At 37.3% G+C, this 25,280-nt stretch carries 19 protein-coding genes; 5 read left to right on the top strand and 14 right to left on the bottom strand.

Annotation, left to right across the window (positions count from 1 at the left end; genetic code table 11):
* Positions 1 to 30 precede the first annotated feature (30 nt).
* The gene (dnaE, locus tag IGJ24_RS03950; RefSeq protein ID WP_174090302.1) at positions 31 to 3,360 is read right to left on the bottom strand and encodes a DNA polymerase III subunit alpha; all 3,330 of its coding nucleotides are present in this window, start codon (positions 3,358 to 3,360) and stop codon (positions 31 to 33) included.
* Between the two features lie 117 nt (positions 3,361 to 3,477).
* Here dnaE and IGJ24_RS03945 point away from each other — a divergent pair, with 117 nt between their 5' ends.
* The gene (locus tag IGJ24_RS03945; RefSeq protein ID WP_002355945.1) at positions 3,478 to 3,663 is read left to right on the top strand and encodes a YjzD family protein; all 186 of its coding nucleotides are present in this window, start codon (positions 3,478 to 3,480) and stop codon (positions 3,661 to 3,663) included.
* A 54-nt stretch (positions 3,664 to 3,717) separates the two neighbouring features.
* Here IGJ24_RS03945 and IGJ24_RS03940 read toward each other — a convergent pair whose 3' ends face one another.
* From IGJ24_RS03940 to IGJ24_RS03930, 3 genes are all read right to left on the bottom strand, one after another.
* Positions 3,718 to 4,914: a multidrug efflux MFS transporter gene (locus tag IGJ24_RS03940; protein ID WP_002381323.1), complete on the bottom strand. Its 1,197-nt coding sequence runs from the start codon at positions 4,912 to 4,914 to the stop codon at positions 3,718 to 3,720.
* Positions 4,915 to 5,122: 208 nt separating this feature from the next.
* Complete coding sequence (locus IGJ24_RS03935) at positions 5,123 to 6,529, bottom strand: NCS2 family permease (RefSeq protein ID WP_002355943.1); 1,407 nt, start codon at positions 6,527 to 6,529, stop codon at positions 5,123 to 5,125.
* Positions 6,530 to 6,681: 152 nt separating this feature from the next.
* On the bottom strand, positions 6,682 to 7,257 hold the full coding sequence (locus IGJ24_RS03930) for a DUF1361 domain-containing protein (protein ID WP_002386206.1): 576 nt from the start codon (positions 7,255 to 7,257) through the stop codon (positions 6,682 to 6,684).
* 205 nt (positions 7,258 to 7,462) lie between these two features.
* Here IGJ24_RS03930 and IGJ24_RS03925 point away from each other — a divergent pair, with 205 nt between their 5' ends.
* A complete protein-coding gene (locus IGJ24_RS03925; RefSeq protein ID WP_002355941.1) occupies positions 7,463 to 8,266 on the top strand; it encodes a Cof-type HAD-IIB family hydrolase in 804 nt (267 codons plus the stop codon).
* A 115-nt stretch (positions 8,267 to 8,381) separates the two neighbouring features.
* Here IGJ24_RS03925 and IGJ24_RS03920 read toward each other — a convergent pair whose 3' ends face one another.
* The 6 genes from IGJ24_RS03920 to IGJ24_RS03895 form a co-directional block, all read right to left on the bottom strand.
* Complete coding sequence (locus IGJ24_RS03920; RefSeq protein ID WP_289865476.1) at positions 8,382 to 9,467, bottom strand: hypothetical protein; 1,086 nt, start codon at positions 9,465 to 9,467, stop codon at positions 8,382 to 8,384.
* Between the two features lie 142 nt (positions 9,468 to 9,609).
* Positions 9,610 to 11,220 (bottom strand): aspartate 4-decarboxylase, encoded by a 1,611-nt coding sequence (gene aspD, locus IGJ24_RS03915; RefSeq protein WP_289865475.1) that lies wholly within the window; start codon positions 11,218 to 11,220, stop codon positions 9,610 to 9,612.
* Between the two features lie 159 nt (positions 11,221 to 11,379).
* Positions 11,380 to 11,790, bottom strand: coding sequence for a nucleoside-diphosphate kinase (gene ndk / locus IGJ24_RS03910; RefSeq protein WP_002381321.1), 411 nt, complete (start codon positions 11,788 to 11,790; stop codon positions 11,380 to 11,382).
* A gap of 109 nt (positions 11,791 to 11,899) precedes the next feature.
* On the bottom strand, positions 11,900 to 12,553 hold the full coding sequence (locus IGJ24_RS03905) for a DUF4767 domain-containing protein (RefSeq protein WP_002409092.1): 654 nt from the start codon (positions 12,551 to 12,553) through the stop codon (positions 11,900 to 11,902).
* A 42-nt stretch (positions 12,554 to 12,595) separates the two neighbouring features.
* Positions 12,596 to 13,540: an aminoglycoside phosphotransferase family protein gene (locus IGJ24_RS03900; protein ID WP_164980871.1), complete on the bottom strand. Its 945-nt coding sequence runs from the start codon at positions 13,538 to 13,540 to the stop codon at positions 12,596 to 12,598.
* Between the two features lie 76 nt (positions 13,541 to 13,616).
* The gene (locus IGJ24_RS03895; protein ID WP_438775356.1) at positions 13,617 to 16,139 is read right to left on the bottom strand and encodes an amidase family protein; all 2,523 of its coding nucleotides are present in this window, start codon (positions 16,137 to 16,139) and stop codon (positions 13,617 to 13,619) included.
* 161 nt (positions 16,140 to 16,300) lie between these two features.
* On the opposite strand from IGJ24_RS03895, the gene IGJ24_RS03890 reads away from it, so the two are divergent.
* Positions 16,301 to 18,538: an excinuclease ABC subunit UvrA gene (locus IGJ24_RS03890; RefSeq protein WP_289865473.1), complete on the top strand. Its 2,238-nt coding sequence runs from the start codon at positions 16,301 to 16,303 to the stop codon at positions 18,536 to 18,538.
* A 48-nt stretch (positions 18,539 to 18,586) separates the two neighbouring features.
* Here the strand turns inward: IGJ24_RS03890 and IGJ24_RS03885 are convergent, their stop codons facing one another.
* Positions 18,587 to 19,642, bottom strand: a complete 1,056-nt coding sequence (locus IGJ24_RS03885) for an endonuclease/exonuclease/phosphatase family protein (RefSeq protein ID WP_002402994.1) — start codon at positions 19,640 to 19,642, stop codon at positions 18,587 to 18,589.
* Positions 19,643 to 19,664: 22 nt separating this feature from the next.
* Positions 19,665 to 20,249, bottom strand: a complete 585-nt coding sequence (locus IGJ24_RS03880; RefSeq protein WP_010823532.1) for a hypothetical protein — start codon at positions 20,247 to 20,249, stop codon at positions 19,665 to 19,667.
* A 176-nt stretch (positions 20,250 to 20,425) separates the two neighbouring features.
* On the opposite strand from IGJ24_RS03880, the gene IGJ24_RS03875 reads away from it, so the two are divergent.
* Positions 20,426 to 21,160 carry an alpha/beta fold hydrolase gene (locus tag IGJ24_RS03875; protein ID WP_002358908.1) on the top strand — a complete coding sequence of 245 codons (735 nt, stop codon included), beginning with the start codon at positions 20,426 to 20,428 and terminating at the stop codon, positions 21,158 to 21,160.
* Entirely contained in the window at positions 21,157 to 23,688 is a 2,532-nt protein-coding gene (mprF, locus tag IGJ24_RS03870; RefSeq protein ID WP_002358907.1) for a bifunctional lysylphosphatidylglycerol flippase/synthetase MprF, read from the top strand. The genes IGJ24_RS03875 and mprF overlap by 4 nt, the downstream gene beginning before the upstream one ends.
* A 73-nt stretch (positions 23,689 to 23,761) precedes the next feature.
* Here mprF and IGJ24_RS03865 read toward each other — a convergent pair whose 3' ends face one another.
* The gene (locus IGJ24_RS03865; RefSeq protein ID WP_002355927.1) at positions 23,762 to 24,574 is read right to left on the bottom strand and encodes a pyruvate, water dikinase regulatory protein; all 813 of its coding nucleotides are present in this window, start codon (positions 24,572 to 24,574) and stop codon (positions 23,762 to 23,764) included.
* Between the two features lie 12 nt (positions 24,575 to 24,586).
* The gene (locus IGJ24_RS03860; protein ID WP_002366401.1) at positions 24,587 to 25,216 is read right to left on the bottom strand and encodes a helix-turn-helix transcriptional regulator; all 630 of its coding nucleotides are present in this window, start codon (positions 25,214 to 25,216) and stop codon (positions 24,587 to 24,589) included.
* Positions 25,217 to 25,280: the final 64 nt, after the last annotated feature.

The following is a 25,280-nucleotide window of genomic DNA, read 5'->3' as shown; positions in this document are numbered from 1 at the left end:
TTGAAAACAACTAGTATTTTTTACCGTAAATCATTTGAAAATGACGTTTTGCTCGCCTAAAACGTAAGCTAATTGTTGCTGACTAGCGCTTGTATGAGCGACCCAATTTTCTTCATTTAATACTATTTTCTTTCCTGTTTTTTCAAAATAGACAATCACTGGAATGTGTCCAGCATGACGACTAAGTACCTCTTTCATTTTCTGAAAAACGTCCGTTTGTTCGACATCTTTTGTAATTCTGATAAAACACGTTTCGTCACTAATTGATGTTTCTACTTGTTGCGCTTTTTCTATTCGTTGAACCAATATTTGCAATTCTTGATTGTACGTACTGCGTTCCACTTTTCCTTCCACATAATAAACTTGCCCTTTCTCGACACTCTGTCTTAACTGGCGAAAAACGGTTGGGAACAACGTTAGTGAAATACTTCCTGTTGTATCATCCCCATCAACAAAGGCCATTTGTTCTCCCTTTTTGGTCCGAATCGTCCGAATGTTTTTGACATAAATCAATAATTTCGTGGGCTGATTTTCAACAAGTTCATGAACAAGTTGCGTTTGCTTGGCTAAGCGTGTTTTTTTGAACTCTTCTGTCGGATGTCCTGATAAATAGACCCCTAAATATTGTTCTTCTTGTTCTAGTCGCTCTTCTAGCGGATAATCGGCAATTTCTTCTTCCTTTGGCTTCAATGTTTCTAACAAATCCATACTACCACCGCTGAGAAGAATACTTTGGATATTACTCTCTAAACCTACTGCTAATTGACGGCGATTAGGCGCAATTTCGTCAAATGCACCGATGGCAATCAATGGTTCGATATTTTCAACTTTCAACCACTTACGGTCAATTCGCAAAAGAAACTCATCGAACGTTTTGTACGGTCCATTTTCTCGGCGTTCATTTAAAATATTTTGAATGAAGTCTCGGCGGATTCCTTTTAAAGAACTAAAACCAAATAAAATTTGCTGTTGCTGATTTAGGTAAAAGCTGTAGTGACTTTGGTTAATTGACGGCTGCAAAATCGTCTGCTTGTTTTTTCTAGCTTCGCCAATATATTCTTTAATTTTTGTTGGATTATGACGAACAGAATGCAACAATGCGACATAAAAAGCACTCGGATAATGAACCTTCAAGTAAGCCATTTGAAAACCAATAAAGGAATAGGCAAATGCATGCGAGCGGTTAAAGCCATAATTAGCAAAGCGCTCAATATAATCGTACACTTGGTTAGCTGTTTCTTGAGGATAGCCTTGTTGTAACGCACCATTAACAAAATGATTCCGTTCTTCATCTAGCACATCTTTTTTCTTTTTACTAATGGCCCGACGTAAAATGTCAGCTTGCCCTAAAGAGAAGCCAGCCATTTTCGCAGCAACTTGCATAATCTGCTCTTGATAAACAATAATTCCGTACGTATTTTCTAAAATGGGGGCGAGACTAGGCTCTGGATAACTAATTTGTTCCAAGCCTTTTTTTCGGCGGATGAAAACATCAATATTTTGCATCGGACCAGGACGATACAGGGCATTGACAGCAGCAATATCTTCAATGCTAGTTGGCCCTAATTTTCTTAATACATTCCGAATTCCAGCAGATTCAAACTGGAAAATGCCACTTGTTTCCCCTTTTCTAAATAAAGCCAGCGTTGTTTCGTCATCTAATGGAATCTGATTCAAACGAATGGTTTGATTATAGACGCGTTTAACAGCTGTGAGGGTATCATCAATGATGGATAAATTTCTTAAGCCCAAGAAATCCATTTTCAGAAGACCAATTTTTTCAACATCATTCATAGTAAATTGGGTCAATAAAATTTCATTCGATCCTGGTTGTAACGGAACCAAATTCAAAAGATTTTCATCACTAATTACCACACCTGCTGCGTGCGTAGAAACATGACGAGGCAATCCTTCTAGCTGAACAGCTGTTTTATAGAGCAATTGATTATTTGGTGAAAAATTGACCAATTCTTGCATCCGTTTTGACTCTTGGTATGCTTCTTCTAACGTAATTTTTAGCTTGTTAGGAACAGCTGACGACCAACGATTCGCTTCACTCTGGGACAACCCGAAAACACGTGCAACGTCCCGTAAAACCATTTTCGCAGCCATCGTACCAAACGTGGCAATTTGCGCCATGTGATAATGACCATATTTTTGACTGACATAAGCTAAAACTTCCTCCCGCCGATTATCAGGAATATCTAAATCAATATCGGGCATCGTGTAGCGTTCTGGATTCAAAAAACGTTCAAAAAGCAAATCATATTTGATTGGATCTACATCTGTAATTGATAGCACATAGGACACTAAAGAGCCTGCAGCTGAACCTCGGCCAGCGCCTGTAACAATTTGATTGTTATGACAGAAGTCCATCACATCCCAAACGATTAAAAAGTAATCATCAAAGCCCATATTGTGAATGATGGTTAACTCTTTTTCTAATCGTTTTTGGTAAACTTCATTTAGATGAGGCACTCTTTCTGGTAATTTTTCTAAACACAATGTGCGTAAATAAGAACCAGCCGTTTGATTATCAGGCACAGGAAAATGCGGTAATAATTTTTGATGTAAAGGAATGTCAACTCGGCAATTTTCAGCTAGCTGAATCGTATTCTGGACCACTTCTGAACCAGCTATTTGAAGCATTTGTTCCATCGTCGTCTCTGCTTCGCGCAAGTAATTCAGACCTTCTATTTCCGGTGTTTGGCTTGTAATATTCAATTGATTATTTTCTTTGATGCTCTCAAGAACAGTAACGGCAAAGCCTTCTTCCCTTGTTAAATGACGTACCTCTTGCAAAGCCACGCCAGGTAATTGTTCTCTTTGGTAAAAAGAAAAGAGCGCTGGATTGCGTTGTTGATTCATTGAAAAAGAATGTTCAACAAATAACGACTGGGGATCAAAATATGAAGCAAGTTGTTGGAAAGCGTGAACCGCTTGTTGTTCATCTTCAAAAAATGTTTGGGCGACTTCTCCTTTGGCTGACAAAGTCACGGCAAATAAATCACTTAATAAGGATTGATGTTCCGCTAAGTAAAAGGGACCCTCTGTTGTCATTTTGCTGCTAGATAGTTGCATTAATTGCTGATACCCTTTTAAATTTTTAGCAAATAAAAGCAACTCGGAATGCCCTTCTTTTTCTGCTGGGGTATATTCTAATCTTAAACCGATAATTGGTTGAATTCCCGCTTCTTGGCATGCTTCATAAAATTCAACCGCCCCATGCAAGACATTGATATCGGTAATCGCTAATGTTTGATAACCTAACGCTTTCGCTTGTTTTACATAGGAACGAATCCTAACCGTACTAGATAAAAGCGAATAGGAAGTAACGGTATGTAATTGTGGAAATGACATTGGACAGCTCCTTTTTGAATCCTTGCTATTTTTTTCCTCTTCTCTTATTTTCCTATCGCGGATTCTTTACTTTTAAAGAAAATATGCTAAACTAAGAGCTAGAAAAGAGGTGCTCATATGCGTTATCTTGTTGTATTTTTCTGGACCTTCGCATTAGGCCAAGTCGTTGGATATATCGGCGGTGCATTATCTGGTGGTTCATACGACTTTAAAATGACAACGATTCTATCGTTGGCAACAGCCGTTATTATTTTATTAATTGCACACTTTGCAGTACCGAAAGAAACCAAACCTGTTAAATAAGAAAAAACCAGTTACTAAAGTTATTGTAACTGGTTTTTTTATCTTTTCAACTGTTTAGAGCTTTTTATTTAAAACTTTTCGGAAATTAAAGAAGGACAACCCAATGTTTCCTAAAACGAAACAAGCGGTTACCAGAAAAACAGAAGAATAGCCAAAACCATGGGCAACTGTTGACCCTACCATCGGCCCTAAAACTTGACCGAAATTACTACACATCTGATTGTAACTATAAACTCTACTTACGCCCTCCGTTGGCGTTATTTTACTAATTAACGTATTAATCGATGGCATTAATGCGCCTGTTGAAAAACCTAAAAGGAATCGTAAAACACCTAACTGAAAAGGTGTTTGCACAAACGCCATGGGAATGTAACAAATAAAAGAAAGAATTAATCCGCCTAATAAAACTTTTTGGTTCCCAATGCGGTCCCCAATTTTTCCCAAAGTTGGAGAAGAAATAATTGCTGAAACGCCGGCAATCGAAACAATCAAACCACTAACAAATAATACATTCTCTGTATCGCCACTTAAAGATCGAATATATAGCGTTAAGATTGGGCTGATACTTGTAATTCCTAATTGTAAAATTAACGTAGTCACAAACAAACCAATCAATACTGAAACATGATCCATCTTACTAAAAATTTCTTTCGTCGTTAATAAATCCTTTTTCTCAACTGGTTGAAAATCTTCTTTAACTAAAAAGATAGTCAACAACGTTGTAATGAATAAAATAACGCCGGTAATAATAAAGACATTTTCCATTCCAAACCACTGTGCCAACGCACCGCCAATCGATGGCGCAATTAACGTCCCAGCAATTGCACCTGTTGATAATGTTCCTAGAGCCCAGCCATTTTTCTCTTTTGGCGCCTGCGACGCAATCATCGCTGTTGCGTTAGGAATATAGCCGGATAAAATCCCGTTCATAAAACGCATAATCAACAGCCAGTATACATTAGGGACAAATGCTAACGCCCCCATTGTGATCGTCATTCCTGCTGCAGCGCGAATCATCATAATTTTCCGACCTTTTCGATCAGCTAAATTTCCCCAAATCGGTGCAACAATCGCAGCAGCAAACGCCGTGACAGAAATTGCCAATCCAGAAAACAACTCTACTTGACTCTTAGGCGTCCCTAATTGTTCAACATATACTGGAATAAACGGCATAACTAAGCTAATACTCGCCCCTGTAAAAAAGCAACCAATCCATGCGACTAACAAATTCTGCTTCCATTTTATTTTCATACTTTTATCCACCTTATCACCTCTTCACCTACCACTATACTCTAAAAGAGTGAATCTCTCAAAAGAAAATTCTTTTAAAAAAAGTCTGGCAGACCGGCCAAAACGACCAATCTGCCAGACTTCTTAACACTTGGGCTTAAGATAAATAGCTGAACAAATGCAACACCTTCGAAGCTAACCGCTGTTATCTCAGCCTCACTTCTGTTTACTATAAAATAGCTAAGATTACAAAGTTTAAGATAAACAACGCATCAATGACCCAAATAATTGGTGAAACTTCTTTGGCTTTTCCTTTGACTACTTTCACCACTGCATAAAAGATGAACCCAGCAGCAATCCCATAAGAGATGCTATAACATAATCCCATGAAAATTGAAGCAAAAAATGCTGGAATCGCATCTTCTAAATCCGTCCAATTGATGTCTTTGAAAGAAGCTAACATCATAATTCCCACTAAAATTAACGCTGGAGCCGTAGCTTGTGCTGGCACAATAGCAATAAGTGGTGAAAAAAGACTACTTAGGGCAAATAGAATTGCTACCACTACCGATGTCAAACCTGTTCGACCACCCGCACCGATTCCTGCTGCACTTTCTACATAAGTTGTCGTATTCGATGTACCAAAAATCGCACCGATAGATGTTGCAATAGCATCTGCAAATAGAGCTTTGTCCATTTTAGTGCTGAAGCCCTTACTATCTTCTAAAGCTAATTCATCTTCTTTAGAGAAAATCCCTGTTCGACGTCCCGTACCGATAAATGTTCCAATTGTATCAAACGTATCTGATAAACTGAAGGCAATAATGGTCATTAAAACTTGAGGAATTTTTGAAGAATCGCTAAACAATGACTGTAAGCCCTCAGCACCAAAAGCAGCGCCAAAAGTTGTACCTAATTCTTTAAATGAATTGCCCAACGAATTAGCATGCCAATCAACCGAAGCAGTGTCTACCACCCCCATTGGAATTGCGACTAACGTAGTAACCACAATGCCAATTAAAATAGCCCCACGAACATTCGTGACAACTAAAATCGTTGTTAAAACTAGCCCAATTACCGCCAAAATAATAGCTGGATTATCAAAATTTCCTAAAGCGGGCACGATACTCGAACCATTCACAACACCATTTTGAGGTTCTGCTTGTACTGTGAAACTTAGTAAGCCAGCATTTTTCAACCCTACATAAGCGACAAAAATTCCAATCCCACCACCAATAGCATGTTGCAAACTCTCTGGAATTGCTTTAATAATCATTTTGCGAATTTTTGTCACTGTAATCAAAATATTAATCAAACCACAAATAAAAACCATTGCTAATGCTTGTTGCCATGTATACCCCATCCCAAAAACGACCGTAAACGTGAAGAAAGCATTGAGTCCCATCCCCGGTGCTTGAGCGTAAGGTACATTAGCAAACAGCCCCATAATTAATGTACCGATGATTGAAGCAATAATGGTCGCTAAAAAAACAGCCTGAAAAGGCATCCCTGTTTCTGAAAGAATGGACGGATTAACAAATAAAATATAACTCATTGCAAAAAAGGTCGTAACCCCTGCCATTATTTCAGTTGATACCGTTGTCTTGTTTTCCTTTAATTTGAAAAACGTATTCATAATTGCACTTCTCTCCCTTAAAATCCATGTTTTCGAATAATTACTCTTTGATTATAAGAGAATCGCTATCTTTTTACAACAAAATATTAACTATTATATATATTTTTCTATATAATGTTCGTGTTTTGTAGATATAAAAAAAAGAAAAAGCTTTACATTGCTTCTTCTTTTCCTAATAATTGGATTAGCCCAAACAACAGCATCTGTAGAAACATCATTAATAAAATAAACATTAATTTTTGAAGGGACCAGTCAAAAAAGATAATTTTCACTGTTTCAATTGGACTCATAAAAAGATAGACACTGTGTAATCGATCAAAACGTCCAACATAAATCGCCAAAGCAGACAAGAAATGAAGGCTGGCTTGAAAGACTACAATTGTTCTATAGTCACAATAACTTTGCAATTTCTGACTAACAGTTGTTACTGTTTTCATCCCTAAAAGTCCATATATAACAATCCCGCTAGTTAAGCAAACAAACGCCCACCAATCACCAATTTGGTTTGCAAAAATCGTATTAAAGCCTCGATAAATAGATAGCGTTTCTAAATGAAAAAAATCCGTAAATAGGTACGGCGCATTAGGATAAAAAATTAACCAAGCAAAACCTATCAACCAATCCCTTTTACGTTTTTCTGCGTTTAAAAGATAACTAAGTTCAATTGGAATATAGGCTAACAACACGTTCAACGCCATAAAATGAAAATGCGTAGCAAATAACCACATATAGATACAATAGATTAAGGTGATCACTCGTAAATAATTTCTAGAATTTTTCAAGATGCTCTGCGCTCCTTTTTCAAACGGTTTATTTTAGTGTAGCATACTTCTTAAGCTTTTTTTTAAACCTTATAAATGAACATGCTTCTCCCCTTGATAATCTTCGGTTTTATGCTAGACTGAGTAAAAGGCATTTAGGAGGAATTTTTACTTGAAAAAATTAATTGCTATTGATTTAGACGGCACAACATTAAATGCACAGTCTTTAATCAGTCCAAAAACCGAACAAACACTAAAAAAAGCGATTGACAACGGTCATTACGTCAGTATTGCCACTGGACGTCCCTATAGAATGAGTCATCAATTTTACCAACAACTTGGCCTAACGACCCCTATGGTTAACTTTAATGGCGCTTTAGTCCACATTCCAGAGAAAAAATGGGACTTGGAAAGCGAAGCCAATATTGAACGTGACCTAGTCTTTGATATTTTGGCACAGAAAAAAGAATTACAATTAGATTTTGTTGCTGCTGAAAACAAAGAAACATTTTATATCGATACGTTAGATGGGTTCGATCCGAAATTTTTTGCTTCCAAAGCAACCTTAGATAATTTACTTACTGCTAAAAATTTACGAACAAATCCTACCTCAATGATGGTTCGGACCACACCAAACCAAGCTGAAAAAGTTGCTGATACATTGACAAAACAATATGGTGATTATATTGATGTCCGCACTTGGGGCGGTCCAATGCCTATTTTAGAAATGGTCGCAAAAGGAATTCAAAAAGCCCATGGCGTTGATCAAGTGGCGAACTTTTTATCTGTCAAACCAGCTGATATCATTGCTTTTGGCGATGAACATAATGACGAAGAAATGTTAAGTTATGCTGGTTGGGGTGTTGCTATGAACAATGCCACGGATAAAATTAAATCCGTAGCCAACGATGTCACTGAAAAAACAAATGATCAAGATGGTTTAGCAGATTACTTAGAAAATTATTTAGATCTATAAAAGGCTAAGATAAAAGTATTTCTTTAAAAAGAACTTGCTTTGGTTTAGCTGATAATCTTAAGATTACGAAAGTAGGGCATAAGTCGAAACGACTTATGCCCTACTTTCGTTTTTTTTATTCCTTCAATGAATTTTGAAACGTGCTGATTTTTTCAGCCAATCTTTGATAAGTAGTAAAAGACGGATGCTGTAGCTCTTGTTCTTCGTTAACGGATAAAGTTTGTTGTGTCGTAATGGCCTTTGTTAGTGCATCTACAAAATGAATAAAAGAATTGTTGGTTTGTTTATTGTATCCTGGTGAATAATATTTCGATTGACGATAAAAAGGCCGCAGAGCTGTTTCTGTGATTTTTTCCTGTTCATCTGAAAAGTATTCATCATAGCTGACATGTTTTATTTTCTGCTCTTCTGTTATCACTTGAAGTCGACCGATTAGGCCATTGCCTAAATCTTCTGCGTAACCGATATACGTTTCTTTCGCTGGCTCTTTTAGCCAAGTGTCCATCTCTGCTGCTAAAGGCATTAATCCTTCACGCGCAGAAGTTGATGAACCGCGTACCGTATAAAAATTACCTGTGACACGATTTTCGTCACGCATTTGTTTTTCTACATAAGTAATACCATTAACAACGGTGACTAACGTATCGTCTGTGCGCGTGTTGCTTGCTTGAAATTCAGGATAATCTGACAGGCGTTTGTTGACACCCGAATAGCGTGTATCATAATAAGGATCACTAGCAAACTCTGTAAACTCAACATTCAGAATCCGTTGCGTTTCAGGTTCCGTAATAATCTCTACAATGCCGTAATTTCCGCCAGTAAATACACCTTCATTTTTATAATAGTTACCCGTCATTAATCCCAAAGGCGGTTGATTGGACCAAAACATTTTTTTCTTTTTTTCTTCTGGTGTATATTTTGCTGGTGGGGTTGTCCCAAATGTCGTTTGCGTGGCCCCTGTAACCACTTCGTACGTGTATTCATGAGAATCAAAAGTCAATTGATTAGCAATCAGTTCGTCATTTTTAGTCGGCGCTTGTTTTTCCACCGCAGAAGTCGTTTGATTGGTGACGGTAACTTGCTTCACTTGCTTTGTCTCTTGCGGACCACTTGTTGTTTGTTTCGTTGCCTCTTGATCTGGCGCACAACCAATCAAAATAAATAATCCGATAAAAACCAACATTCCTTTAATATGTTTCATTCACTTCTCTCCTTTTTATAAACGCTTAATTTCCTCTTATCTCCAGTGTAGCAAACATTTATAAACCAAAACTGACGGAAAAATGAATAAATAATAAACAAAAACGCTAAGCCTCCTGCAGATTGAGAGACCTAGCGTTTTTTTATTTAATTGCTTGGCGCTTTTGGCGCAACCACTCTTCTTTAATGTGTTCAGATAGGCGAATCATTCGTTTACCAACTTCACTATATTGGTTAGTAGCTAAATTGGCTAAAGAAATTCGAACTGACCATTTGTCACTCCCGAAAGCATCCGCTTTTAAAAGCATTAATTTTTCTTTTTCTGCTAAAGAGGTTAATACTTTTGTGATCGTCCACGATTTCGTTAAATAACTTGAAAATTCTGGGCCATAACGTTTTTCTGTCCAATCTCTAAAGTTAATTTCACAATAGTATGCTGTATTTAAACTTGCTAAAGGCTCTTCAATGCCTAAGGTGCGGAACAAGAGCTTTTCACGCGTATGACAAATATCCATCACTTCGTCTTTATATGCTTGACCGTCTTTTAACAAAGCATACAAACTAAATAAAGCCATCATCGCTTGCTGAATAGAAGAAAGTCCCGCTGCATGGTTCAACGCAATATCGCGGCTGTCTGCGACTAAGCGGCTGGTAAAGTTAATTTGGCTTGTGTCTGCATTCAATGTAGCATAACGTGCCTGTAATTCCATTTTTTGAGCCACTGGCAATTCTTTTAATAATTGGTCAAAGATGTTCTCTTGGCTGACCGCAATGGTCCCCACACGCCAACCGGTAGCGCCAAAGTATTTAGAATAAGAATAGATACAAGCTGTATTGTAAGGTAACTCCGTAAATAGTGAACGGAAAGCTGGCACAAAGGTTCCGTAAACGTCATCTGTTAAAATCATTAACTTAGGGTTATCCACTGCAACGATTTGTTTGATTTGTTCAATGGTAGGTTTTCCCATAGCATTGGCAGTTGGATTGCTGGGATTTACGACAAAAACCGCTTTGATGGACGGGTCTTTTAGTTTATCAATTTCCTTGTTTGAGTATTGATACGTCGTTTTTCCATCAATAATCATTTGCTCTGCTTTGATTTTAACCACGTCAAAATCATAACGTGGTAGTTCTGGAATTTCTAGATAAGGAGCAAACGTTGGTAATAACAACGCAATACGATCACCTTTTTCTAGTAAATAATTATTTGCCAACGTATCAAACAAGTAACAAATCCCTGCTGTACCACCTTCAACGGCAAAAATATCAAACGGTTGTGCTTCGCTGGAAAATAATTCTTGATTTAAATATGCTTTAATCGGTTGTTCACACGCCTTCAAGCAACGAACAGGATTCGGATAATTATCCCCAATCACATAGTCTAACATGGCATCTAACCACATTTCCTTATCCATCCCAAAATAGTTATGCTCTGCTGTCCAAATTTCTTGTAAGAAAGTTGCCCCTTTGCTAGGATTTTCTGCTAAAAAGTTTAAGAAGCGTTGCGTTCTACCAAAGCTTGGCTGAATCATACCAGCCGTTTGTTCGCTCCCCTCTCTTAAGGTTTCTTTTGTAGCAAATTGACCTAATAAAAAAAAGGCTTCCCTTGGTGTTGGCGCCGTCCAATTAGGATTGCCTCGCCCTGCATTTAGCAATGTTTCTAAATTATGATTTTCTTCATGTAATTTCTTCTCTAAAAATAGACTTAATTCAAACGGACTAAGGTTTTCTGTCAATTCATCACTTGTTATCATTTTATCCTCCTGAAGCACACGCAGTCATTTAGTATTTAGTATGTAGTCTATACTACTCTTCTACCTCCAGATGTCAACCATTTAAGCGGAATATTCTGACAATTAATAAAAAAGAAACAATCCTTTATAAAAAATAAAGGATTGCTTCTTTTTCGCTGATTAACCAAAGAACCGTTGCATCTCAATTTTTGCTGATTGAACAGAATCAGAAGCATGGATTAAATTTTTGGTGACAGACAACCCATAATCCGCTCGTAAGGTGCCACTTTCAGCATCTAACGGATTCGTTGCTCCAACTAATTTACGCACTTTTTTAACCACATTGTCCCCTACAACGACCATCACAACCACTGGGCCACTTGTCATATAGGCTAATAATTCAGGGAAAAATAGTTCATCTTTTAAATGCTCATAGTGTTCCTTCACTGTTTCTACTGTTAGTCGTTCGAATTTAAGGTGCAATAAGTCAATACCTTTATCTTCAAAACGTTGAATGATTTTGCCAACTAACTTCCGTTCAACGCCATCTGGCTTAATAATTACTAAACTTGTTTCCTTCATTTTTTCCATCCCTTTCAAAACTTCCTTTTGCCCTTTCCCAAGGGGTAGCTACAGAATAAAATGAAAGCGGATACTTTGTCAATGATAAATTTTCTTTTCCTTTTGATTAAATAAAAAATTAAAGATTATTCACAAGGTTTGTGAATTGTTCTTTCAGTTCTGTATTGCTTGTTTCTTTTAAAAACAAATAAGGTTGCTCCTCTACTGGCTGTTCTTTACTCACATAGACTTTGGCTTCACCATTCACTAAAGTAAATAAATAGACATGCTTCTGGGCAACTTGTGTCGCACTGTCAGAGTATACTGCCACCAGACAATAACCCCCTTCGCTGCCTGTTTCTGACCAATTTAACCAAATGGGATTGTTCCCAATAGCTGGTTGTATTTTAGGTTCATAACTCAATAAATCATCAGGCACTTGAATCGTGTAAAAAGCTACAGAGTGACCTGGTTGGTACGCTTGATAGTTCTGATTGCGTTCTTGACCCCAGGTTTCCATGTATTGTCCTAACTGTTTTGCTTTTTGCTGATTCCAAATCGTCCCTTCTTCTGTAACTAATTCAGTTAATTCTTGTGTTTGCGTTGTTTGCTCTAATTCCAACGCCGTGGTTTGACTAACTTCGGTTGCTGAAATTGCTCTTGTTTCTTCAGTATTTACATTGTTTGTTTGTACGGTTTGTACTTTTTGTGATTCCTCTTTCGATTTTTGCCAACCACAGCCAGATAAAACGCTTCCAACAACCGCTATCATAATAATCCCGTTTAGTTTCATTCCTTAAACTCCTGTTTTTATTTTTATTCTATCGAAATAAACCTAAAATCTCAATCCCTTTCTTTGAATAGTTGAAAACCATTTGGGAACTAGTAATTCTCCACAATTATAGTCCTCTAGTAATTGTTGGTATTGCTGTTCCATAGTCCTGATTTCTTTTTCACCAAAGCTCAGTGCCCAAACTAAAGAATAGAGTCCTGCGTGAAAAGTATAAAGCTTTTGAAACTGCCAAAATAAGGTAGGAACTTTCCCAGCAAAATAACCTTGTAATTGACCATAAGCAAACCATGGCGAAACATTTCTTGAAAAAAATTGTAACTTGTAAAATTCTTCATAAGGATCCCCAAAATCCCATCGATTAAAATCAATCACACCGACCTGCCTAGTTGGCAAATAAATAAAATTTCCCACATGGAAATCTCCATGCTGATAAACTACAGGCCGTTGTTGCAATAAAGGTAATTGTTTTTCTAAATATGAAATTATTGGCTGTTGGTACGGCATACAAAATTGAGATTCCTTATACTTATTTAGTTGGCTCTGCTTTTTTTCGTATAAATTTCGCGCAATCTCTCTTTGACTAATCCTTTCAGGCAACAAAAGCTTATGGATTTTGTTTAAATAGCGGCCTGCCTCTACGCCTAAGTTCAGTTGTCTTTTAGGAGAAATAGCGGGTAAAACATCGCTTAAGTCTTCACCTTCTAGATACGTTAATAACATGTATCCTTGTTCACTTTCAGGAATAGGTGCACATAAAAAAGGTTTAGAACTGGGAAATCCTAACGCCGCTACTTTTTTGATAAATTGATATTCTTGTTGTTTGGCTAATAACTCTTCTTGTTGAAAAATTCGCAATAAAAAGGTTTCTTGATTTTTGGTAACTTTAAACTTTAAATCAGTTGACCAACCACGGTGAATAGCTTCAACTTTTTGCCATTGCTGAAACTCTGGAATCTTCTCAAACGCCCTCATTACTTTCGCCTCCATTTCCCTATTGGTTTTAGTATACCAAAGAAAAAAGGCTGGAGACAATTGGGGATAAATTGTCTCTAGCCTTCACTGGTTATTGTTTTCTAGTTTTCCTTATATAAATCGTTCCACTCGTTACTAAGAAAGCTCCTCCTAAAACAATCCAGAAAGTACTAGGTACTTCTGCACCTGCTTTTGGTAATACTTTTTTGGGAAGCTGTTCTTGTTTCCCAATCATATTTTTATCAGAAAAAGCATGTGTACTTCCTGTTGATTTGGTTCCCTGATTTGCTGATGAATTCAGCGAATTAGCTAAGGATGACTCACTAGTAGTTTTTCCAGATTTGTCTGGGTTTTGGTTTTGGTTTTGGTTTTGGTTTTGATCTTTTCCTTCGATTGGTCCTTCACTTGTTTTTGTTTCTTTGCCTTTATCTGGTTCGCCGCTTGCATTTGGCTCTTTGTCTTTGTCTGGTTCGCCGCTTGCATTTGGCTCTTTGTCTTTCTCTGGTTCGCCACTTGCATCTGGCTCTTTGTCTTTTTCTGGTTCGCCGCTTGCATTTGGCTCTTTGTCTTTCTCTGGCTCGCCGCTTGCATCTGGCTCTTTGTCTTTGTCTGCTTCGCCACTTGCATCTGGTTCTTTGTCTTTTTCTGGTTCGCCGCTTGCATTTGGTTCTTTGTCTTTGTCTGGTTCGCCGCTTGCATTTGGTTCTTTGTCTTTGTCTGGTTCGCCGCTTGCATCTGGCTCTTTGTCTTTGTCTGGTTCGCCACTTGCATTTGGCTCTTTGTCTTTTTCTGGTTCGCCGCTTGCATTTGGCTCTTTGTCTTTTTCTGGTTCGCCGCTTGCATCTGGCTCTTTGTCTTTGTCTGGTTCTTCTACATGTGGTTGATTTATCTTGTGGTTATTTTCAAATAAAGCACCTAATTGTAGCAATGTTCGGTCTTCATTTAATGCACTATTAAATTGAATCCCCAAAGGCAGTCCTTCTTTTGAAACGTAAGTTGGTACACTTAATGCTGGATGTCCAAATAAATTTGCTTGTTGTGTAAACGGTGTATATGTGAACGCCGTCAGCCATTGGTCATAAATCAATTGTTTTTGTTCTGCTGGTGACAATTGATCAATTTTTTCCATCTGTGCCGCATGTTCTGGTTTTAGTAACGGATTATCAATACTAGGTGCCGTGGCAGCCGTCGTTGGTGTTAATAAGATAGGATACTGTTGATAAAATTCGTCCATCGCTTGTGCTTGTAAAGCAATATCTGTCCAAGCCGCAGTTGTCTCTTCACTCGTTATATTTTTTCCTGTTTGAAAAAGCGCCCATGTTAACAGTTCTACATCATTTCGTTCAAGCGGTCTTTTCAATTTCTGCCGCGCCATAAAATCGGCAATTCCTGCTGAGCCAGCAGCTACAGTATAATAATTTTTCATTAGACGTTCCCCATCAACAGGGTGCTTCACTTCAACCAATGTGTACCCTTGGTCTTTTAAAAAAGCAACAGCTTCAGCGACCGCCTCTTTTGCTTCGGCACTTACAGGCGTTCCGGCAGGAGATTCTGTTGTATAAGCAATGGGTTGCGCTTGACTTAAATGTCCCGCAGGAAGATCTTTTTTGGTTAATAAGGTTTCAAATAATGCATTTGTATCCGCCACGGTTCGACTTAAACCAAAGTGAACAGTTTGACCTTTTGCACTATTAGAATTACCAATGATTACTCCTCTAGAAGGTTTCAAGCCTACGGTGCCTGTCCAAGAAGCAGGGATACGGATAGAGCCACCAGCATCACTTCCAGAGGCAATAGGAACAAATGCCGCGGCGATACTAGCACCCGCTCCGCCTGAAGAACCGCCTGAATAATGGTTAGGATTCCATGGATTGACGGAAACGCCATATAACTTTGAATCTGAAATATTCTTCCAACCTAATTCTGGATAATTCGTTTGACCAATGATTATGAATCCGGCATTTTGTAGTGCTTTGACAAAGGTCGATGTCCCACCAGCTACTTGATCTTGGAGAAAACCAAAACCGTTCGTGTTGCTTTCACCTTTCAAGGATTGTCCTAACCCTTTTAGTAAGAGCGGCACACCTAGAAATGGTTGACCTGTATCTTGTAAAGCTTTTGCTTCTGTCAAAGCCGCTTCTTCTCGTAAAGTAATGACCGCATTTAATGTAGGATTTTCACGTTTAGTGATGGCCAACGCAATTTTTACTAATTCTTCGCTCGTCACCTTTTTTTCTCTTACTAAAGTTGCTAACTCCAGTGCAGTTGCTTGTTTATAATCTGCTTCTGAAAAAACACTCTCTGCAGAAACAGCTTTTCCATCTGTATCACTATTTTGTATCTCATTTGTGGTTTCAGTAGTTACTGCAACCACATTTCCGCTACTGCTTTCGGCGATTGCCGAAGAGGATTCTTTTTCCTGCATCACCGTTTGGCTAGTAGTTTCAGATTCCAAGTTAGCTACAGTCTGACTGGTTTCTGTTGTTACTGATTCCGTCTCTGTTTGAACGGTTGTTTCTAGTATACTTTCTTGTGCCAACATTGGTACCCCTACCAGTGTTTGGCTAATTAATAAAATAATCCCTAACTTTTTGAACAAAATCGACTTCTTCATAAGTCACATCCTTTATCTATTAATACAGTCAAAAAATCTGTATTACTTATAGCATAAATGAAAGCGATTAAAAAGTAAAGTTCTCTTGAAAATTCCAATGTTCAACTTTTAGGCTAGGTTCTTTTTATATGCTAAAATAGAATAGAAACGGAGGTTTTTTAATGGAATGGATTGAAATTAAGCACGCAACACAAAATAATTTGAAGAATATCTCTGTCAATATCCCTAAAAAGCAACTAACTGTTGTTACTGGACTTTCGGGTTCAGGAAAGTCCTCCTTAGTATTTGACACATTAGCCGCTGAATCACGTCGTGAACTAAATGATACATTTAGTTCATTTGTTCAAAATTACTTACCCAAATATGGTCGTCCAGAAGTTGAAAAAATCGAGAATCTTCCTGTTGCAATTGTCATTGACCAGAAAAAAGTAGCAGGTAATTCTCGTTCGACAGTGGGAACGTACACAGATATTTATACGTTTTTACGTTTGCTGTTTTCACGAGCAGGTTCTCCATTTGTTGGTTATTCAGATACTTTTTCGTTTAATCATCCGGATGGAAAATGTCCAACATGCGATGGCTTAGGAAAGATTACCGAAATCAATCTTCATCAGCTAGTTGATTATGACAAATCATTAAACGAAGGGCCTATCGATTTCCCCACATTTACAGTTGGCAACTGGCGGTGGAAGCGTTATGCCCATAGTGGTCTATTTGATTTGGATAAAAAAATCAAGGACTATTCTCCTGAAGAGTTAGCATTATTTTTATATGCTCCACAACAAAAACTAGCTAATCCACCCAAAGAGTGGCCTCATACAGCTTTGTATGAAGGAATCGTCCCGCGCATGCAACGTAGCATATTGCATACAGACGAAGGTAAACGTCATCAAAAATACCTTAATCACTTTGTTACCGTAAAAAGATGTCCTGATTGTTTAGGAAGTAGAGTCAATGAACGTGTTCGTAGCTGCAAAATTAATCAGAAAAGTATTGCTGATGCTGTTGACATGCCACTCACTGAATTACATTCTTTTATTCGTTCGATGGACCTTTCCTTAATAAAAAATATTCAAGAAGAGCTACTTGTACGTCTAGAAGCATTAATTAATATCGGTCTCTCCTACCTCACATTAGGACGAGCAACTGAAACACTTTCTGGTGGTGAAGCACAGCGGATTAAAATTGCTAAGTATGTAAACAGCGCCTTAAACGATATTATGTATATTTTAGATGAACCAAGTGCTGGCTTACATCCAAAGGACATCGAACGAATCAGTCGTGCGTTGCTCAATTTAAAAAATAAAGGAAACACCGTGGTTCTCGTGGAACACAATCCACAATTAATTAGAGAAGCTGATTTTATCATCGATATAGGACCTTTCGCAGGCGAAAATGGTGGCCATGTCCAGTTTTCAGGAACGTATGAAGCATTTTTAGCCTCCAAAACCTTGACTAGTCAAGCGCTTCAAGAGCCGCTCCCTTTAAACGACCAACCAAGAAAAGCAAGGAAGTCTTTATCAATCGAACATGCGACACTGCATAATTTAAACAATCTATCTGTCGAAGTTCCGTTAGGAGTTTTGACTGTTATTTGTGGGGTCGCCGGTTCAGGTAAATCATCATTAGCGGAAGAAATTTATCAAAAAGCCCAAGCTGATAACCAAGAAATTATTCATCTTTCACAAAAAAGCATTACCGCAAATTTACGATCCACACCAATGACCTATCTCAATATTTTTGATAAGGTCCGCAAACTGTTTGCGGAAGAAAATCATGTTAGCCCAGCTTTATTTAGCTATAATTCCAAAGGCGCCTGTCCTACTTGCAAGGGGAAAGGAATAATTGTCTCCGATATGTCTTTTATGGAGGATGTTACTAGTGTTTGCGAAACCTGTCACGGAACGCGTTACAAAGAAGAGGTGCTTCATTATCTGTATAACGGAAAAAATATCGTTGAAGTACTAGCTTTAAGCGTTAAAGATGGCTATGATTTTTTCAAAGACCAGCCTTTTGCTCTTTCATTAAAAAATTTACTAGAAGTTGGCTTAAGCTACCTTAAACTCAATCAATCGCTCTCAACATTATCCGGTGGCGAATTGCAAAGGGTAAAATTAGCAGACACACTTCACCAAAAAAAAGCTATCTATTTAATGGATGAACCTACAGATGGCTTACACTTAATTGATATCCAACAAAGTCTTCAACTTTTCAATCGAATGGTAGAAGAAGGAAACAGCTTAATTTTATTAGAACATCACATTGACGTGATTAAAAGTGCTGACTGGTTGATTGAACTAGGTCCCGAAGGTGGAGAAAAAGGCGGACAGCTTCTTTTTACAGGAACACCAACAAATATGCTAAATTCCACTCATTCTATTACTAAAGGCTATCTATAAAATAAAAAGTACAAACGGTGCAAGCAACAAGCACCGTTTGTACTTTTTCTATTTCAACCCAACTTCCATCTTCACAGGTTGGTGATCTGTATATTTAAATTGTTCATCCTTTGTTTTCACGCTATGAACAGCCACATTATCAGAAACAATAAAACCATCAATTACATACACTTGGGATGTTTCATAAGAGCCAGTGTATGGCTTATTAAGCACCCGCACAGTCGGCTGTTGATCATCATAAGCAAGTGAAAAATGTTTAGGTAAGTCTGCTGGATCAATTTCTCCTGGTGCCCAACCAGCTTCCCCTAGGTCAGGATACCGATGACTGCCTTTGAAAACTTGATTAAAGTCACCTCCAGCAATTACATAGTTTCCTTTAGCGTATTCTTGGGATAATACGTCAGCTAACTTTTTGCTTTGAGCAATCTTCCCTTCCCCATTGTCATAGGCTTCCAAATGTAAGTTAAAAACCACTAATTCTTTGTCTGTGCCTTTAATTGGAAAGCGCGTTTCTAGAAGCGCTCGTTTTAAGTTACTAATGCTAACGGGCCAACGAAAGGGATTGGGTAAAGCAATGCGTTTGGCCTCTGTTATTTTTTCATTTGATAATGTTAATAAACCACTTTCTACTCGTCCAATCGGCGGCCAAGGAATGGGCACATAATCTACCTTAAAATTATAAGCAAATGCGCTGTTCAGCTGTAGCTGTTTTTGTAATTCTTCCTCTTGATTGACTTCATAAGAACGTTGCGAGCGACGATCGACTTCTTGGAATAAGTAAATCATCGCTGGTAATTCTTTCAAGGTTTCTTCAATGCCTGTTAAATTCTGTTGAACCATTGCCTTATTAACTGGTTGGACAGTTTTGCCACCGTCCATAAAAAAATCTTCTGTTTGTCCTAGGCCAGCATAGCCTATGTTATACGTGACTAAAGAAATGGATTGCTTTTTTTCGATGGTTTGCTCTGAAAATTGTTTATTTATAGCAACTGGTTCAACCGCTCGTGGTCGAAACTCTCGGAAGGTTAAATATCCTATCAAAATTAAAGCTATGCTTAGAAGAAGGACCATCAAGCTACCGAGATATTTAAAAAACTTTTTCATTGATTCCGATGTTCCTTTCACATTATGTCAAACCAAAAGTAGCAATTATCTTCGTTGCTACTTCTTCTGGTGTCATGTTTGAATTATTTATTTTCGTTATTTTTACATTTGGAAATGTACTTTCTAGTTCACCTTCGTGGCTTACTAATCGATGTTCTTTAAAGGTATTGAGTAATTCTTTTCGAGAAAAATCGACATCGCGTTTTGAAGGTTTTGCCTCTAGCCGCTCTGGATGAACATTTCGTTCTAGGCGGATTGATGTTGAAGAGACGAGTTCGACGAAATAAACGGCCTCATGTTTATTAAGAAAAATTTCTGATATTTCTTCTAAAAATTGAAAATCCTGTTCTTGATCAAAAGCAATCACCACTGTAAAAATAATGTTTTTTGTTGTATTTGTGGCTGGATTTTCTACAAAGGCATGAAAAAGTTCCTTTCTAACGGAATCAGACAATTGAAATGCACGTTCCGTATACCCAAGATAGTTTGCAAATAAGTCAATGGTTTGATGATTAAATAGTAATTTAGCATCTAACTGCTTTTCTAAAGCCTTGCCAACGGTCATTTTCCCGACAGCTTGGGCACCAATTAAAACGATTAAAGACATCAACTTTCCCTCCTCTAGTCTAATTTTTAGGTGGCTATCTTCTACTATATCACACTATATTACAACACCTTACAAAACTGTTCGGAAAATTTTCTGTTTTTTATTACAAAAAAAAGACAAAAGACTCTATAATGAGAGAGGACTCGATTGATTATAGATGAGATAGGTGACGGAGAATGGCAATAGAAAAATATTTTCAAACAATAGATGGCAGTCAAATTTTTTATCAAATTTTTGGCAAAGAAACAAATTACCCCCTTGTGTTACTTCATGGTAATGGCAATGATCATACTTTTTTTAATTATCAAATTTCTTATTTCTCCAAGGAGTATCAAGTTATTGCGGTGGATACCCGCGGACATGGACGTTCCACCAATACACAAAGTCAATTAACTTTTCCGCTTTTGGCAGAAGATTTAGCTGGTATTATACAACAAGAACACTTAACAAAAATTAATTTATTGGGTTTTAGTGACGGAGCAAATATTGCCATGGTTTTTACCCATTTATATCCTGATTTCGTCAACAAACTCGTCTTGAATTCTGGAAATGTCACCATGTCTGGTCTGAAAAAATATGTAACGATTGCCACTTATTTTCAATATTGGTTTTGTCGTATTGGCGCCTTTTTTTCAAAAAAATTGCGCGCACGGCTCCCTATCGTGGCTCTGTTATTTGAAGATACTGGACTGACAAAACAAGATTTAGAACACATCCCCTGTCCTACTCTTGTTATTACTGGCAGTCGAGATTTAATTGCGCTTTCCCATTCACGGGCGATTGCTGATGCCATTCCTGCTGGCAAATTGGTCTTGGTAAATAAACAAGGTCATTTATTTGCCAAAAACTCACCAGATATTTTTAATAAAACAATCGAAAAATTCTTAAAGGAAATGAAGGTGTCTAAATGAAACAAATTATTCATTGGATCAAAACGCATACAGGATTACTAAAAACACTGTTTGTTATTGCGGTCTCAATTATTGTTGTTGCCCAACTTTTATCAATTGGTAAAACGATCTCATTTGAACAGTTAAAACAGATTTTTGATGAGATTCCGCTATGGAAATTGTTATTGATGATGGTTATCGGTTTAGTTTCCGTTACTCCGATGCTAAATTATGACTTAACATTAAATCGCATTTTAAACTTGAAAGTCTCAAAACGGGAACTCCTTGAATCTAGCTGGATTGTCAATACAATCAATAATATTGGTGGATTCGGTGGTTTGGTCAGCATGGGACTTCGTTCTGAATTTTATGGAAATAAAACAGAGGAAAAGAAAATTTTACCTGCGTTAACCCATATTTTACTTTTTGTGTTATCCGGTCTATCTATTTATAGTATTCTTTGCTTTTTCCTTGTTCAGTTTGATCCAAAGATGGCTTATTTACAGCAATATTGGATTTGGTTATTAGGTGGCGGTCTTTATTTCCCATTACTTTATCTTATTTTACATTTCCAAAAAAATAGTTCCTTTGGTAACCTCGATGCAAAAAATCGCTTATCTTTAGTTGTTTCTTCGTTTTTAGAATGGACAGGTGTTTTAATTACCTTTATCAGTATTGGTTACTTATTAGATGTACCGATTCCTTTAATTGATATTGTTCCTTTATATGTAGCAGCTTCGATTATTGGGATTGCTTCGATGATTCCAGGGGCTTTAGGTAGTTTTGATGTCATGATGATTTTAGGACTAAGCAACTTAGGTGTTGATCGTGAAATTATTGTTTTGTGGTTATTGCTCTATCGTTTATTCTATTATATTATTCCTTTCTTAATTGGCTGTTTGTTCTTTACAAAACACTTAAGCCAAAAGTTGGATACTCACTATCGTCAATTGCTAAAACAAATTACTTTGGAAATTGCCCACAAGCTGGAAGTGGTTTTACTTTATTTTTCAGGAATTATGATGGTGCTCCTAGCCACTATTCCAGAAGCCTTCACTCAAGTGCATTGGTTAAGAGATATTAACCCCTTCCGTTCACATATTATTATTCAAATTCCGAGTATTGTTTTAGGCTTTGCATTATTAATTATGGGACGTGGGATTGCTGATCGTGTTAAAAGGGCCTATTATCCAACGATTATTTTATTAATTGGTGCTATCTTGTATTCATTTGTTGTTGACTTTAGTATGTTTTCCATTTTCTATTTAGCTATTTTATTATTTATCGTTATTTTTTCAAAATCAGAATTGTACCGTGAACAACTGGTTTACTCTTGGGAGTGGATGACGATTGATGGGTTTATCTTTGGCTTATTGACTTTGTTATACCTGGTAATTGGTGTTTATAATTTACCGAACTTCCCACACCATCGTCATCATTTTGTGGAATTTTTCTTGTTCCCTTCCGAACGGATCTGGTTGTCAGGATTTATCGCTATCCTCTTAGTTATGAGTTTTAACTTTCTATTTGTTCGCTACCTCCAAGGGAAAAAACACCAAGTTGGTGAGTTTCCAGAAGATAGTATCTTGCATAATATCTTAACAACTTATGGCGGGAATATTGACAGTGAACTTGTCTTTCTTCATGATAAACAGGTTTTCTTATATCCCAAAGAAGAACCGACTGTCTTTTTACAATTCAACACCATTAATAATAAATGCGTTGTGATGGGCAACCCTTCTGGGAACAAAGAAGATTTTCCTGCGGCGATCGATGCATTCCTTAAAGAAACAGATCGTTTCGGCTATGTACCCGTCTTTTACGAAACCAATGAGGACAGCGTGATGTTACTACACGAATACGGCTACGAATTTATCAAAATGGGCGAAGAGGCCTTAGTTAATCTAGAAACATTTACGATGTCTGGGAAAAAATTCAAAGGTACCCGCGCAGTGTTTAATAAAATTACCAAAGCCGGCTATTCATTTGACGTACTCCAACCTCCTTTTAGTGCCGAACAAATGCACGAATTAAAAGCTATTTCGGATAGTTGGTTAGACAATCGAAAAGAAAAAGGCTTTTCACTAGGATTTTTCGATGAAGCGTATCTTCAAAGAAACCCAATTGCTGTTGTCCGAAATGCTGAAGGAGAAATGGTCTCTTTCGCTAATATCATTCCTAGTTACACAAATGAAGTTGGTACCATCGACTTGATGCGTCACCATAAAGAAAAAGCCCCTTCTGGAAGTATGGATTTCTTATTTATTCATTTATTTGAATATATGAAAACAGAAAATATTCATTATTTCAATTTAGGGATGGCTCCGTTAGCCAACGTTGGTCAATCAAGAAAAAGTTTTATTCAAGAACGGATTGCTGCGTTAATTTATGAATTTGGTTCAGAAATTTACTCCTTCCAAGGATTACGCGAATACAAGGAAAAATTTGCTAGCAAATGGCAACCCCGCTATACACTTTATTCTAAAAGCAGCTGGATTGTCTACGTGATGATCGCTTTACTCATTGTCGATCAAAAAAATATTGACTAACAAAAAGAAGCCCAATTAAGTATAAAAAACTTGGCAACTCCACTGAAATTTAGTGAGGTTGCCAAGTTTTTTTTTAATTTCTTTCATCTAGTTTTTCTTTAATTAAAAAGGCTGTTTCTTCGACAGATTTTGCGGTTACATCAATCACTGGGATGCCATACTTCGCAAAAATTTCTTCAGCATAAGCTAATTCTTGTTCAATCCGTTCAACATTGGTATAACTGGTCTCATTACCTAAACCTAAGGAAGCCAACCGACTGCTACGAATCTGACCTAATGTTTCTGGCGAACAAACTAAACCAATCATTTTTTGTGGATCCATTTCTTCCAAAATTGGCGGCAATGGAACTTCTGGAATTAATGGTAAGTTAGAAACGCGGTAGCCTTGATTTGCTAAATACATACTGACTGGCGTTTTTGAGGTCCGTGAAACGCCTAACAACAATATATCAGAATCAAGAAACCCTTGAGGATTTTTGCCATCATCATATTTTACAGCAAATTCAATCGCTGAGATTTTATCAAAGTAAGCACGATCTAGTTGGTGGCGTCGTCCAGGCTCTTCAATAGGATCTACTCCGGCTTTCGCTTGAATTAATTCAAAAAATGGCGCCATTAAATCTAAATATAACAACCCTGTTCGTTCACTAAATTCTTTCGCCGCTGTGATTAGTTGTTTACTGACTAATGTACTGACAACTAAGGCTTTATCTTTTAAGGCATCTTTTAAAATCTCTAATAATTCTTCTTCTGTTGTGACAAAAGAAAAATTGTATCGATTAAGAAAAGAAATATCTGGATATTGTGCGCTTGCTGCAGCTAACAATTTTTGTGATGTTTCTCCAAGTGAATCGGAAATAGTATAAACAATGATCTCTTTTTTCATAATTAAGCTCCCTTATCTATTTTGTGCGGCTTCTTTCGCTTGTTGCGTAATATAGGTTAAAATTTTCGTTTTCGTAATTTTTCCAATAACTTTTTTAGGATTTTCTTTTTCAACGACTGGCAAAGAATCCACTTCGTATTTTTGCAAAGTGTCAGCAGCTTCAAGAATAGTAAATTCTGGTGTGCAGGTTTTCACATGTGGCACTCTTGTCATACAAACAGCAACAGGTGTGCCATCAATATTTGTATTTAAAGAGGCCCGTAATAAATCTTTTCGTGACAAAACCCCTAATAATTCTTTTGCTTCATCCATGACATAAAGAGAACCGACATCATACATAAACAAGTTGGTAATCGCATCTCGAATTGAGGTTTCTTGGGCAACCATCAATGGTGGACTCATGATCTCCTGAACTTTTGTTTGAAAAACATCAAAAAAGAAAAAAGCCTCCATATTATCACTTTCGTAAGTATAACCAACTTTCGGACTTGCTTTTAAAATTCCTGAAAGTGTTAAAAAAGACAAATCAGAACGCAATGTCGCACGTGAAACGGCTAGTATGTCCGAAATGCGTTCACCACTAACTGGCTGATGCTCTTTTACAACAGCGATAATTTGCTCTTGTCGTTTACTTAATTTCATCATTTCCTCCTCAATTCCTCTTAAACAAATTGTACATTCGCTTACAATTATACACATATTTATT

It is taken from the genome of Enterococcus sp. DIV0546 (assembly GCF_051712785.1).
Classification (GTDB): domain Bacteria; phylum Bacillota; class Bacilli; order Lactobacillales; family Enterococcaceae; genus Enterococcus; species Enterococcus faecalis.
This window is presented reverse-complemented; position numbering and strand designations above follow the sequence as displayed.